The organism is Sphingobacterium sp. 40-24 (assembly GCF_001899705.1).
GTDB lineage: Bacteria > Bacteroidota > Bacteroidia > Sphingobacteriales > Sphingobacteriaceae > Sphingobacterium > Sphingobacterium multivorum.
Genome location: NZ_MKWH01000060.1, coordinates 266,084 through 280,005, shown reverse-complemented (window position 1 = coordinate 280,005; position 13,922 = coordinate 266,084). Strand labels below are relative to the sequence as shown.

General features: G+C 38.3%; 15 protein-coding genes. 10 read left to right on the top strand and 5 right to left on the bottom strand.

Annotation, left to right across the window (positions count from 1 at the left end; all coding sequences use genetic code 11):
• Positions 1-146: 146 nt before the first annotated feature.
• The 5 genes from BGP15_RS22825 to BGP15_RS22805 all read right to left on the bottom strand — a co-directional run bounded on the left by BGP15_RS22825 (position 147) and on the right by BGP15_RS22805 (position 5,085).
• Positions 147-935, bottom strand: coding sequence for a GLPGLI family protein (locus BGP15_RS22825; RefSeq protein ID WP_070562299.1), 789 nt, complete (start codon positions 933-935; stop codon positions 147-149).
• A gap of 18 nt (positions 936-953) precedes the next feature.
• The gene (locus BGP15_RS22820) at positions 954-3,677 is read right to left on the bottom strand and encodes an outer membrane beta-barrel protein (RefSeq protein WP_286770811.1); all 2,724 of its coding nucleotides are present in this window, start codon (positions 3,675-3,677) and stop codon (positions 954-956) included.
• A 188-nt stretch (positions 3,678-3,865) separates the two neighbouring features.
• Positions 3,866-4,219: a hypothetical protein gene (locus tag BGP15_RS22815; protein ID WP_286770810.1), complete on the bottom strand. Its 354-nt coding sequence runs from the start codon at positions 4,217-4,219 to the stop codon at positions 3,866-3,868.
• Positions 4,212-4,763, bottom strand: coding sequence for an RNA polymerase sigma factor (locus BGP15_RS22810; protein WP_070562291.1), 552 nt, complete (start codon positions 4,761-4,763; stop codon positions 4,212-4,214). Before BGP15_RS22810 ends, BGP15_RS22815 begins: the two co-directional genes overlap by 8 nt.
• A gap of 7 nt (positions 4,764-4,770) precedes the next feature.
• Positions 4,771-5,085 (bottom strand): hypothetical protein, encoded by a 315-nt coding sequence (locus tag BGP15_RS22805; RefSeq protein ID WP_139144912.1) that lies wholly within the window; start codon positions 5,083-5,085, stop codon positions 4,771-4,773.
• Between the two features lie 107 nt (positions 5,086-5,192).
• Between BGP15_RS22805 and BGP15_RS22800 the strand changes: the two genes are divergently transcribed.
• The 10 genes from BGP15_RS22800 to trpD all read left to right on the top strand — a co-directional run bounded on the left by BGP15_RS22800 (position 5,193) and on the right by trpD (position 13,921).
• On the top strand, positions 5,193-6,563 hold the full coding sequence (locus tag BGP15_RS22800) for a dipeptidase (protein ID WP_112373775.1): 1,371 nt from the start codon (positions 5,193-5,195) through the stop codon (positions 6,561-6,563).
• A gap of 61 nt (positions 6,564-6,624) precedes the next feature.
• The gene (locus BGP15_RS22795; protein WP_286770809.1) at positions 6,625-7,527 is read left to right on the top strand and encodes a LysR substrate-binding domain-containing protein; all 903 of its coding nucleotides are present in this window, start codon (positions 6,625-6,627) and stop codon (positions 7,525-7,527) included.
• Between the two features lie 80 nt (positions 7,528-7,607).
• Positions 7,608-8,588, top strand: coding sequence for a c-type cytochrome (locus tag BGP15_RS22790; RefSeq protein WP_070562279.1), 981 nt, complete (start codon positions 7,608-7,610; stop codon positions 8,586-8,588).
• Positions 8,589-8,619: 31 nt separating this feature from the next.
• Positions 8,620-9,090: a DsrE family protein gene (locus BGP15_RS22785; protein WP_070562276.1), complete on the top strand. Its 471-nt coding sequence runs from the start codon at positions 8,620-8,622 to the stop codon at positions 9,088-9,090.
• Between the two features lie 4 nt (positions 9,091-9,094).
• Complete coding sequence (locus BGP15_RS22780; RefSeq protein ID WP_286770808.1) at positions 9,095-10,009, top strand: substrate-binding domain-containing protein; 915 nt, start codon at positions 9,095-9,097, stop codon at positions 10,007-10,009.
• 66 nt (positions 10,010-10,075) lie between these two features.
• Positions 10,076-10,867 (top strand): lysophospholipid acyltransferase family protein, encoded by a 792-nt coding sequence (locus tag BGP15_RS22775; protein ID WP_286710145.1) that lies wholly within the window; start codon positions 10,076-10,078, stop codon positions 10,865-10,867.
• Positions 10,849-11,607: an ABC transporter ATP-binding protein gene (locus BGP15_RS22770; protein WP_112373780.1), complete on the top strand. Its 759-nt coding sequence runs from the start codon at positions 10,849-10,851 to the stop codon at positions 11,605-11,607. The genes BGP15_RS22775 and BGP15_RS22770 overlap by 19 nt, the downstream gene beginning before the upstream one ends.
• 122 nt (positions 11,608-11,729) lie before the next feature.
• On the top strand, positions 11,730-11,951 hold the full coding sequence (locus tag BGP15_RS22765) for a DUF2795 domain-containing protein (RefSeq protein WP_028072584.1): 222 nt from the start codon (positions 11,730-11,732) through the stop codon (positions 11,949-11,951).
• Positions 11,952-12,102: 151 nt separating this feature from the next.
• Complete coding sequence (locus BGP15_RS22760) at positions 12,103-12,570, top strand: hypothetical protein (protein ID WP_286770807.1); 468 nt, start codon at positions 12,103-12,105, stop codon at positions 12,568-12,570.
• 361 nt (positions 12,571-12,931) lie between these two features.
• Positions 12,932-13,921, top strand: coding sequence for an anthranilate phosphoribosyltransferase (trpD, locus tag BGP15_RS22755; protein WP_070562080.1), 990 nt, complete (start codon positions 12,932-12,934; stop codon positions 13,919-13,921).
• Position 13,922 lies beyond the last annotated feature (1 nt).

Here is a 13,922-nt window from a genome sequence, read left to right as displayed (position 1 = left end):
AAAAAGGTATTAAAAAATAAAACAAACAATTGACTAACAATACAATACAAACTAAAAACCATAAAAAAAGCTCTTCTTTTGAAGAGCTTTTTTATCTAAACAGTTAGAAATATGCAACATATTGTATAAACAGCATGCTGTGATCTTTATAAATTGCCAAGTTCCATAATAAATTGAACAGTTTCTTTATTCATGTGTTGAGACAGCACACTTGTAATCTGATCTGTCATGGCCTTTCTTGTCATTCGTTTGACTTTGGTATTCTCGAATTTCTTTTTGTCCATCACTACGGTGTTGCTGAGTTCAACTTTTGTTGCAAAATAGGAAACGTGCTGACTAGGTACAACCAAGCCTAAAATCATTCCGGGGAGACCATTGATGGACTCTGGGCCACCACTGATCGGAATTTCATTGCAGTAATATCCAATGACATAAATGGAATCCGGTGTAATACCATTGGCTCTCCTGCAATTGTACCCAGCGATCTCACGGTATTCATCGGTGATTTTCCATTTGATACGCTTCATGGAATCCTGAACAATAATTTTTTCACCTACAATATCATTGTATCTCAAAAAAGATCGGTTGGACATATTTGAAAGTGTGGATGCATCAAAGTCTAGCGCAAGCATCATAATATACTGCTTAATCTCCGCATCCAGGCTCTCGTCTTTTACCGACTCAAACAAAGTCTCCGTGGTATTAAATTTCATAGACTTCTTTAACACGGCACTTTCTGGTAATCTCGGTATTATACGCTCAAAAAATTGTTTTGAGTTATCATCGGCTTTAGCGATGAATTTTTTACTTACGATATTCTTCATATACATCGTCTTATCGTAGGAAATAGTTCCCGATCGACCAAACAACGTATACTGTGCTTTAAGACCAAAGGCTGAACAACAGAAGAAGAGAAAAAAGATATATTTTAACATTGTATTTCGCTTAATATTTTATAAAAACATTTTTGTAAAATCCCATGATAGTTTAAGCATATAATATCTGCGTATCGTATCATATCGACGTTGCGTAAAGACAGAAGTCGATGCCGAACGACTAAAGCCCTTGTTTTGGTTAAGAACATCATTGATCATAAAATCCAACACCAACGATTCATTTTTCAAGAATTTCTTGCTTACACCCGGATGCAACAAAAACTGCTCAAACTTCTCATCAAAAGCTTTGGTGGCCGCCTCGTAGGAGTAGGTATAATTCGTGTAAACCTTAAATGTTTTGTTGAAGAAATACTCCACACTTCCGTTGGACGCGAATACGAAACCATTGCTATTGGTATTGCGTTCCAAACTTGATTTCATCAAACGATATTGTGGACTAAAGTTCAGGTCAAAATTTAAACCTGTCTTGGTATCTCTTTTAAAATTATACGTAAAATTAAAGTTCGTCGTATTTACTTTATTCAATTGGTGATTGAACATGTTATAGTTGTCACTCATATTCACATAAAACTGTGGCGAGTTGGACAAGCCAAGTTTTTTGCTCAACTTGAAATAAACTCCAGACCATACGTTCAGCGAAGTATTTGTCTTACCCTCAACGTTATTCCAAGTATATGTATTGATTCCTTTTAGTGTATCAATATTCTGTGTAATCGGGTTCTTTTCCGTAGAAATATTACCACCGACATAAACATAGTTTCCGGTCAATACACGGAACGAATTATAATTCAGATTCAATGAATTTCTAAACGAAGGTTTTAGGTTTTCATTTCCTAAATAACGATTAATCTGATCTGAATTATCCAAAACTGGCTGGATCTGGCTCATGGAAGGTAATTGATTTTTACCTGTATAGTTCATCCATAAACCTTTTGTCTTCGTAAAAGAATAACCAGCACTCACATTTGGATTATAGGTAAAATAACTTCTTGTAATCCCCTGACTTGTATAATTATTAAACTGCTTTAGTTTGTCATTATTAAAATTATTGGCTACAGTAAACTTAAACTTTTCAGTTGTGTGAACAATAGCGAGTTTATATCTACTGCTATTTCTATCAAAATCATAATTATTACTAAACTTTCGATCCAATTGATTATAATTTCCTTGCCCATCATCATTGAACGATTCCACGAGTGATGTATTGGTACTTCGTTCTATTCCAGTTCCCACAACAAGATTCCAAATTTTGGATAGGGGTTCGGTATAGGAAATTGAAGCGCTTAGCACATCACTTGTATTGTTACGTACCTTACTTTGATCTGTAGTTGAATCGGTTTTTAAGCTATAATTTCTCAGGTCGGAATTTAAATGTCCTGTACCTTTCATCTCATTTCTTTTCCACTGACCATCGAATGTAAAAGAACGTCCTTTTTTCTTGAATTTATGCGTAAAATAGGTACTCAAGTTGAACTCATTGATGTTATTTTTGACCGATTCGCGAGTACTCTCAGCAATCGTTGTATCCATGTTTTGGGCAAACTGATAGGCATCACGTTTGGTATATGACCAAAGATTCTTTCTTGACGCACCACCTCGTATGGTTAGTAGATTTAACGAATCTAATTTCAGGTCATATTTCAGGTTAGCACGATGTTGGTCATTTTCAGAATCTACATTTTTCAATGACCGGTTGTTAATTAAACCACTAGTAATCGTTTCATCATTTCCATCACTGTTCAATCTTCCATATTTATAGTTTATGTTGACCGTATGTTTATCCTTATCAAATTTGTCCGAGAAGTTAACCCCTGAATTTATGGCCCGAGGTACACCGACTACCCCTTCCCCTGAAAAAGGATCTGTAAAATTAGACCAGCTCATCGATCCGTCATCACCATAGGATACGCCTGAATCACCACCATACTTTTGTGCATCCTGCCAATTCATACTGGTTGTACCATTGTTACCAAAAAGCCCATAAACTGATATTTTTTGCGAACCCTTAAATTTGTTCAACATCAATTGACCCATATAGTAGTCGTCGGTTCCCCCTCCAAGAAGTGCTTTCCCGAACATACCGTTTTTGGAACCATCCTTCAGTTTGACATTGATGGTTTGCTCACGCTGACCATCATCCACTCCTGTTCGCTCGGCCTGTTCTGATTTTTTCTCGTAAACCTGAACTTTATCGACCATATCCGATCGGATATTTCGGGTCACCAGCGTCGGATCATCACCAAAAAACTCTTCTCCATCTACCAACACTTTTTTCACTGTTTTACCTTGCGCGGTAATCTTGCCAGATGCATCAACAGTGATTCCGGGTAAGGCTTTCAACAGGTCTTCAACCTTGGCATTTTTCTCAACTTTAAAACTGCCAGCGTCATATTCCGTGGTATCACCTTTAATTGTAATGGGAATACGTCCCGTAACAATGACTTCTTGTAATAATGTAGCTGTATTTGTTAGACCAATAGCCAATTTGGAGTAATCTACACCGGATTGAATCTCCGTATAAAAATCACCATACTTGGGGTAACTCACAATCAGTACGTAATTTCCTGTATCGGGCTTGGCTAAGGAAAATAGACCATTTTCATCAGATCGGGTGAAGCCCGTCAATATGGAATCTTTAGCGGTCAACAGCATCACTGTTGCATCTGATAACTTTAGTTGGTCCTTTACATCACTTATTTTCCCAGCAATCTTGGATTGACCTGAAACCAAACCAGGGATAGCAAAAATGAAAAATAAGAGCATTTGTAAAACTCTTTTCATAAAATTGTTGGATAGTAAATTAATATCAATATAACATTAGTAGATAAAACCAATGTTTTGTTACAGTAAATTTAATTTTATTTCTAAAAAAACTAATTTTGGCCCACGCCCCCACTATTTGAACGAAATAGGAAGTCCTTTGTACAAAAACTCAGGCCCTATACCTTTACTCAAAAAAAGATTTTTTGCTAGACTTGATAATGTCTTTTCTGTTGCATATTGATCAACCGCCACAACTGCAGACAAAAGAAGCATATCAATAGGGCAAAAGATATTTGACAAGCTATCGCACTATAATTTTTAAGATCCGTGGTTATATCTGCAACTTCAATTTTGGCCATCAGATAATTATTTAACAGGATTCCGCAAACAGTCCCAAGGAGAAAAAATGTAATCGCATACTTTTTATTTGACAGGGCTTTTTCTTTATCTTTCTCAAGCGCTACGATGCTGTCCATGATCCTTTGTTCAAAATCGTCGAATGGCATTTCTATTTTGCTCATTTGCATAACCTTTCTGAATTTTTCCTGCTGCTTATCCATAATACTCTGCTTTTTTAATTAACTGACTCAAGATGATCTGCATATTTTTACGGGCCCGGTGTAAGATCACTTTTGTATTTGCCAATGTCCAGCCCATAATTTCCTGGATTTCATCCATAGACTGTTCTTCTAAATAAAATAAACGTAATGCAACAGACTCCCGGGCGGGCAGGATAGTGAGTGCATCGTTGATCATTTCTTTTCTTTCATGCGCGATTATTTCATCCAATACAGAATCCTCATGCGATGTGTCATGGTGGGAAAGATCAAAATTGACCAGGTCCAGTTTCTTATGTCGAACGGCATTAAAAGCCACATGCACCACAATCCGGTAAAACCAGGTACTAAATTTAGATTTCCCTTTAAAGGAAGACAGCGATTGATAGCATTTTATAAATGCATCCTGAACGGCATCTTCTGCCAAATGCTCTTCCTTCACAATAGAAAGAGCGACAGAAAATGCCATATCCTTATACGTTTTTATAAAATAACGATAAGATTCCACATCACCTGACAGAACTTTTCGAATATAGATTTCATCCATTGGCGGGTTAAATATCGCGTTTTTTATCCAATCGGTTAGCAATTATCATCGCAACTCCTGCAGAAATAATCAAAATTGCTACGGCAAGTGAATCTGGCAAGTCTGTATTGATATAGTTATCCAAAATCCCGACAATGAACAGACCTACTCCGATACCAAGGACCAAAATTCCGGGTTTTTGCCAATCCAAAGACTCCTTTTTCCTACTTTCGCTAGGTAGGTGTACTGTGGCACTTCGATAACGCATAATAAAATAAACACACAAGGTAATACACGTAAATAATCCGACGCCCAAAACGGCTGCTACTGATTGCTTTTCCATAATTATTTGAATTAGTTTTTACATTAGTCACGGCTATTCCCGAAAAGGTTACAACAAATTGAGTTAAATGTGTCGATTTGTGTAAATTTGTTTCAAACACAAACAATATGCAAAACATTAAAGAATATGTAGAAGCAAACAAGCAACGTTTTTTAGATGAGTTGTTTGATTTATTGCGTTTACCATCAGTAAGTGCCGATCCTAAATTTAAAGGAGATGTGGAAAAAACTGCTGACTTTGTTGCTCAGAAATTGCGTGAAGCCGGAGCGGACAATGTAGAAGTCTGTCCTACCGCTGGTAATCCAATCGTTTATGGAGAAAAAATTATCGATCCGGCACTTCCTACAGTGTTGACATATGGTCACTACGATGTACAACCTGCTGATCCTTACGAGCTGTGGGATACCCCTCCTTTCGAACCGACGGTCCGTGATGGCAAAATTTATGCACGTGGTTCTGCCGACGATAAAGGTCAGTTTTATATGCATGTAAAAGCCTTCGAATACATGATTAAAAATGATGCTTTAGCATGTAACATCAAATTTATGATTGAGGGTGAAGAGGAAGTAGGCTCAGTCAATTTGGGCACGTTTGTTAAAGAAAATACAGAGAGACTGAAAGCAGATGTTATCGTTATTTCTGATACCTCGATGATCAGCATGGAGCAACCTTCTTTAGAAACTGGCTTACGCGGCCTTTCTTATGTTGAAGTTGAAGTTACGGGGCCTAATAGAGATTTACATTCCGGCGTATATGGTGGAGCAGTAGCCAATCCGGCGACGATATTAGCAAAACTGATTGCATCATTACATGACGAAAACAATCATATCGCTATCCCTGGATTTTATGATGATGTTGTCGAATTGACCGCCGAAGAACGCAAAGCATTAAATGAAGCACCTTTTGACATTGAAGAATACAAAACAGACCTGGGTATCCAAAATATCTGGGGAGAAAAAGGTTTCACAACATTAGAACGCACCGGTATTCGACCAACCTTGGAGGTAAATGGTATCTGGGGTGGTTATATCGGTGAAGGCGCCAAAACAGTACTTCCATCAAAAGCGAATGCGAAAATCTCCATGCGTCTTGTACCAAACCAAAACTCTCACCGTATTACGGAGCTTTTCAAAAAACATTTTGAATCTATTGCACCAGATTATGTGAAAGTTGAAGTAAAGCCCCATCATGGTGGTGAGCCTGTCGTGACACCGACCGACAGCATTGCTTACAAAGCAGCAGAGAGAGCGCTACATGAAACATTTGGTGTTCAACCGATCCCAACTCGGGGTGGCGGATCTATTCCAATCGTTGCTCTTTTTGAGGAAGTATTGGGTTTAAAAACAGTACTTCTAGGCTTCGGTTTGGATAGTGACAACCTGCACTCGCCAAATGAAAAATATGGTATTGAGAATTACCTAATGGGAATTTCAACAATACCTTTATTTCATAAATATTACGCGGAACTAAGCAAATAATTTAGTTTTTCATTAGATAAAGGGTTATTTTTAAATTTTAGAAATAACCCTTTATCGTTTTATGGATTTTGATTTTCGTTTAATTGTATTTTACACTGCTGCTCAGCACCTTAACTTCACCAAAACGGCCGCTGCCCTTTTCATCTCGCAACCAGCAGTAAGCAAAAACATCCAAGAACTAGAAAAGAAACTTGGCGTACCACTCTTCGAAAGAAAGGGTAACAATCTTAATTTAACCGATTCAGGTCAAATTCTCTATAAATATGCCCAACAGATTATTAATCTATACAATCAGGCGGGCCAAGAAATACAGGAATTGCAAGAAGGACGAAAAGGAAATCTGATGTTAGGAGCCAGCACAACCATATCCCAATATGTTTTACCCGCTCTACTTGCTGATTTTCTATCCCAATACCCCAACAACCGTATTCAGTCTTTTCAATCCAATAGCCGCAGTATTGAGGAACAGCTTATTGATAAAACATTGGATTTAGGTATCACGGAGGGGTCTACCGACAACCGGGCCCTGAAATACATTCCTTTTATGAAGGATGAACTGGTTCTTGTCACAAATAGCCAAAACCCACTATTAGATCAATTAAAAAATCCAGTATTATCCGATATCACACGCTTACCCTTGGTACTACGCGAGCAGGGATCGGGTACACGAACAATTATTGAGAACGCACTAAAAGATAACCGCATCAATCTATCCGAAGTACAGATAGAAATGATCTTACCTTCAACAGAGAGTATCAAAGGCTACCTTGCCCGTCGCAATAGCTTTGCTTTTTTGTCAATTCATACGGTGCAAAAAGAAGTGTTAAATAATTTATTGACCATTGTCGATATTCCACCACTGACAATAGAACGTTACTTCTATTTTACCCATTTATATGGAGGACTTGCCGGTACGCCCAACCAGTTTCTGCAATTCTGTCTACGGCAAAACTTCAAGTTATAACCAAATGTTATGTCTCATAAACAAACTTCGTTTTAATTCCAGGTTGGAGCCGCATAGATTTGTACAAATGAATTAGCGGAATGGATTATAAAAAACTTACAAATTACTTAAAGGCACTCAGCTGGATCATCGTCGCATTGGTCATTACTTGTACAACTTTATGTGTGTTTCCACTCAAACATGAGAATCGGAAAAACCGAGCAGATGCTATTGATATACACAACGACTCCCTTATTACACACGTTTCCCAATTTAAGGAAATCTCCTTCAAAGATAGCCCCGAAGGTGAAATGGCCAGTTATGGTGAAAAGCTAATTAAAAACACATACGATTATTTTTATGATGGTGAAGTCAAGATTGGAAACAAGCTGGCCTGTAGCAGCTGCCATCTTAATGGCGGCACAAAGGCTTTTGCTGCTCCTTACGTCGGGCTCACCAATGTCTTTCCAACCTATATTGGACGAGAAAATAAGATTGAATCACTTGAAGAGCGCATCAATGGTTGTTTTGAGCGGAGTATGAATGGTCGAGCTATTCCCGAAAACAGCAAGGAAATGAGGGCTATTGTCACCTATATCAAGAACATCAGCGTGAATACAGTTAATAAAGGTCGGTTGGCAGGCCAAGGATTTATAAAAATGGATATTCCCAACCGTGCGGCGGACCTGAAACATGGTCAAGTGGTCTTTGAGAACAAATGTGCCAGTTGTCATGGACGAGATGGACAGGGGCTGCCTCAAACAGCTGGCAAAGGATATCAATATCCACCCTTATGGGGTAAAGACAGCTACAATGATGGCGCGGGGATGGCACGATTGCTTACCGCGGCCCGTTTTATCAAAGCGAATATGCCTTTAGGCGCAACTTATGATGCACCTCAGTTGAAAGACGACGAAGCCTATGATGTGGCGGCGTATATCAATTCTTTCGATAGACCTCAAAAAACAGATAAGCAATTGGACTATCCTAATCTAAGCAAAAAGCCCAAAGATAGCCCCTATCCACCTTATGCCGATAACATTAGTATAGAACAACATAAACTCGGACCTTTTAATTTTTAAACATACATATCCCTATAAATCAATAATAAATATGAAAAAACAATTTACAATCGCTTGTATTTTATTAGCGATAATGACTATTCAAGCGAAAGCACAGGACAATAAATTGTTGCTCGATAACCATCAATACAGCGGTGCCGTTGCGAAGAAAAAAGCGTATAAAGCTATCTATCAACTGGACAGCAATGATCCAAAAACAATTGAAAAAGCAATTCGCAATATTAACAATGTCTTGAAGGACCCGCGATTAAAAGGACGTTTACAAATTGAACTGGTTGCATTTTCTGGCGGTACCGAAGCCTACCTAAAAAAGAACAGCCAATACGAGAAACCCTTGAAAGATCTCGTCGAGAAAGGCGTTATCGTAGCGCAATGCCTGAATACGTTGGAAGAGAAACATATTGCCAAAGAAGAGCTATTTGATTTTATAGGTTATGTTCCTAGCGGAAATGGTGAATTAATCTTACGCGCAAATGAAGGTTGGGTTATCGTTAAACCATAGTATAATGAGAAATTTTCTACTGCTTGGTCTAACAATAGCATTATTGGGTGTCCAGGAAATTAAGGCACAAGAACATCGTTTTGATCCGCCCTGGAATACTCCACCAGAATCGGCGCTAAATTTTACGGTACCTGGGATAGACAATATTCCAGATTTATATGGTGATATCGAGAATCCGCAGCTTACCGTTTTTTTCGCTGGCAATCAATTTATGGTCGTCGATGATCTACTCGCATCATTCAAACAAGAATACCCACAATACGAACGTATTTTTGTTGAAACACTGCCACCAGGCATTTTAGCCAAGCAGATTAAAGGCGGTTCAATTACGATAGGCAATCTACGCATTACGCATAAACCCGATATTTACACGGCGAGTAAACGGGCGATCAACGAAATGGCAGATTATTTTAGCCATACGCAGGTGTATTGCTATAACAATATCTGTTTGATGGTTCCAAAAGGAAATCCCGCTAATATCAGCACATTGAATGATCTAGGGAATGACAAAGTTCGTATCAGCATGCCTAATCCCCAATGGGAAGGAATTGGGGAGCAGATCAAAGCATCTTATAGAAAAGCCGGGGGCGAACAACTCGTCAAAAAAATCATGGAAGATAAGGTCAACGACGGCAGCACTTATCTGACTAAGATCCACCATCGCGAAAGCCCCATGCGTGTATTGTATGGACAGGCTGATGCGGCTCCAGTTTGGGCTTCTGAAGTCGTTTATCAAAAACTAATTGGCCATCCTGTCGAAGGGATTACCATTCCTGATGCGCAAAATACAACCGCAACTTACGTTGCTGCAAAATTGAAAAACGCACCGCATATGCAGGCTGCAGATGACTTTTTAAAATTCATGGACTCGCCAACAGCCAAGCGTATTTACAAGAAGTATGGTTTTACAGTAGACTAAAAAAGAAAATGGATAATTAATTATCCATTTTCTTTTTTTACTTTAGGTCAAAATTAGTTGACTTGTATGATCCTATTGCTCAAAAAACTCCATCGGTATTGGTATTTTATCAGCGTTCTACTTGTTTTTCTTCTGTTTTTCCCTTACATCTATTTTTTAGCACGACGTCCCGAAAAAAATTATGCTCGGATTGCCCGTATGCGACGCTGGGTATCAGTTGGTGGTTCGGCCTTAGCTGGTGTATTTTTTAAGGTGAGCTATGAATCAAAAATAGATTGGAACCGTTCCATGGTATTGTGTCCCAATCATACTTCGGTCTTGGATATAACAGCCCTCACCTACTTGTGCCCCGCTCCTTTTTCATTTATTGGAAAAGCTTCCCTGCTTAAAAACCCCGTTACACGCATTTTTTTCAAAACAATAGATATCCCGGTCACAAGAAGAAGTAAAGTATCTTCTTTCAAGGCTTTTCAACGTGCCAATGAACTCGTCCGAAGCGGAAGAAGTGTGGTTATCTTCCCAGAAGGAAAAATCGACGATGGTTTCCCCCCACAGATTCATGCATTTAAATCCGGAGCCTTTCGAATTGCTATTCAGAATGACGTTCCCACAGTACCAATTATTATTGAAAATGCCTGGGATATCTTTTTCGATGACGGCTCGAAAAGAGGATCTCGGCCGGGAATAGTTAAAATACATGTATTCAAGCCGATAGAGACTAAAGATTTTAACGATGATAATGCATCGGAACTAGAAAAAGTTGTATATGACAAAATGCATTCCTATTGGATTATGAAGAATAAATCGTATTTTCATAACCTAGAGAACCTCCAAAAAATATGTCAGGAAAGATCTTAATCGAAATCAAGGATATTGCCAGAGAGTACCAAATTGGTGCAGAAACAATTCATGCCTTAAGCTCCGTTACACTCAACATCAATAAAGGAGAATTTGTTGCCTTAATGGGGCCTTCAGGATCAGGCAAGTCCACATTAATGAACATTCTCGGTTGCTTGGATACCCCTAGCCGGGGAGAATATATCCTCAACGGGATTAATGTGAGTGACATGACTGACGATGAACTCGCCGAAGTAAGAAACAAAGAAATTGGTTTTGTCTTTCAAACGTTTAACCTATTACCAAAGAATACAGCACTTGAAAATGTTGCACTTCCCCTAATTTATGCGGGCTATAATAAAGTTAAACGTGAGGAAAAAGCTACTGCAGCATTGGAAAGTGTCGGCTTAGGACATCGTATGGATCATAGGCCGAACGAGCTCTCAGGAGGACAACGACAACGTGTGGCTGTTGCAAGAGCGTTGATCAACGATCCATCCATTATACTTGCCGATGAGCCAACAGGAAACCTTGATACCAAAACGTCTATTGAAATTATGGGTCTACTGGAAGAAATTCACTCCAAGGGCAATACCATTATCCTAGTGACTCATGAAGAGGATATCGCATTACATGCACACCGTATTGTACGCATGCGAGATGGCTTGATCGAAAATGATTATCCAAATCCTGATATTAAATCCGTGTCCCCAAGACTTAATGCGTTAAACGAAAAGGGAAGTGATTTTGAGAATATCTAAAAATATTATAACGTTAAAAATCAACTACTTACATTAAAACCACAAAAATAACACGTGATTTACTTGCTTAAGTTAAATTAAATCATAGTTTTGCGAAAATAGAGAACTTAAATTGTTTTTATATGTATTGGACATTAGAATTAGCTTCGCATCTAGAAGATGCACCATGGCCAGCAACAAAAGATGAATTAATCGATTACGCTATTCGTTCGGGTGCACCTGTTGAGGTGATTGAAAACTTACAATCTCTTGAGGACGATGGTGAGCCATATGAAAATATCGAAGAAATTTGGCCCGACTATCCAACAAAAGACGATTTCTTCTTCAATGAAGATGAATACTAAAAAATAAAAAACGCCTTTTTAATAAAGGCGTTTTTTATTGAAAACATCCCCCTCTTTTCGGAGACACCTCAGTATGGTGTATACCGATTAGCTCCCGAGTTTTTTTATTCCCTGGTTTTAATCCATTTAGATGAAGCTAAGTCTTACAGATATGAAGATAAAATTAAAGCTGTTGTTGTTTCTATTGATTAGCTGTATGGTCAGCCAAAGCTTATTTGCTCAGGAACAACAAACATCCAATGAATATATTGTTGTTTTAAAAAGGTTTGTCCAACGTTTACATGATCCTAGTCTAGCTACTGATATTATACTAAGTCAAGATCTAATCACATCAAAAAAACTAAACGAAGACCTGCAAGAATACTTATTGGCAAGCATCGATGAAATCAGGATAAATGTACAGAGCAAAAATATCAACCAACTGGAGTATCTTAGCTTTGCTCAAGCGGGAAGAAAAGAAACAAGTGATATCGATCTCGAAGGTATTGATCCACAACAAGTCTACTTTGTCAAATACCTCAAGCGTTTTGTATTTGCTGCCGTTATTCGTGATAGAAAAATAGCTTCTTTTACATTAGTCTCTAAAGGTAACAATAAGGCTCGTTTTGTATTCTATTAATTTTCATCTTGTTTTCATCGCCCCCATTTTATCAGATACCTGCTCTTATAACCCTTAAATATCACGCTCAGGCTTACATAAATGCGCGCTTATCAGGTTTTATTTTACAGTATATTTGTGAGCAATATTAAGCCAATGATGCTTTCTTAAAAATTTTTCAATAAAAACACTTGCATTTTATAATTCTATCAACCATATTTGTATTAATAAAAACAACAATGATAACAACTGTCTCAAATAAAGCTTGGTGGTGGCACAACGAATAACGTTGTGGCAAATTCCTATTGCATTATTTGATTAATACGTCAAGATATGATGGGCTTGCCTAAATAAGGTAAGCCCTTTTTTTATTTAAATTACCATGAAAGAAATTTTAGCGCATTTATTTGAATACAAGACATTTTCTCGGCAAGAGGCCTACGAGATTCTAACCAACATTGCCATGGGCAAATATGACAGCCACCAAATTGCGGCATTTATGACCGCTTATGGTATGCGCAGCATTCGCGTTGAAGAGCTTGGAGGGTTTAGGGATGCTATGTATGATTTATGTCTCAAACTGGATTTTGATGGTTATGATTTAATTGACCTTTGCGGTACAGGTGGGGATGGTAAAAATACCTTTAATATCTCGACAATAGCATCTTTTATCACAGCTGGGGCTGGTTACCATGTCGCAAAACACGGTAATATCGGGGTATCTTCGAGCTGTGGTTCTTCCAATGTCATGGAATATTTAGGCTATCAATTCAGCAACGATAAGGCTGAACTACAACGCCAGCTTGATGAAGCCAACATCTGTTTTCTCCATGCACCATTGTTTCACCCTGCAATGAAAACTGTTGCCCCGATACGTCGTGCATTGGGTGTTAAGACTTTCTTTAACATGTTAGGGCCATTGACAAATCCTTCCAATCCTAGATTTCAGTCTGTTGGTGTATTTAGTTTAGAATTGGCAAGACTGTATGGTTATTTATACCAAAACACCAACAAACAATATTCCATTATTCATGCTTTGGACGGTTATGACGAGATATCCATGACCGGTGATTTTAAGTTAATCAACAACCAAGGGGAAAATTACTACAACATGGAAGAGCTTGGTTTCACCCCAGTCTCAGCCCAGGAGCTGACAGGAGGTGAAACGATAGCGGATGCCGCCCACACATTCTTATCGATATTGAACAATCAGGGTACAGATGTGCAGAACAATGTTGTTTTGACCAATGCCGCATTTGCGATCAAGACCTTTAACCCCGAAAAATCTTTTGGCGACTGTTTTTATGAAGCAGAAGGTTCATTGATGGGAGGTAAAGCTTTACGAAGTTTCCAAAAACTAATCAAAAAATAAA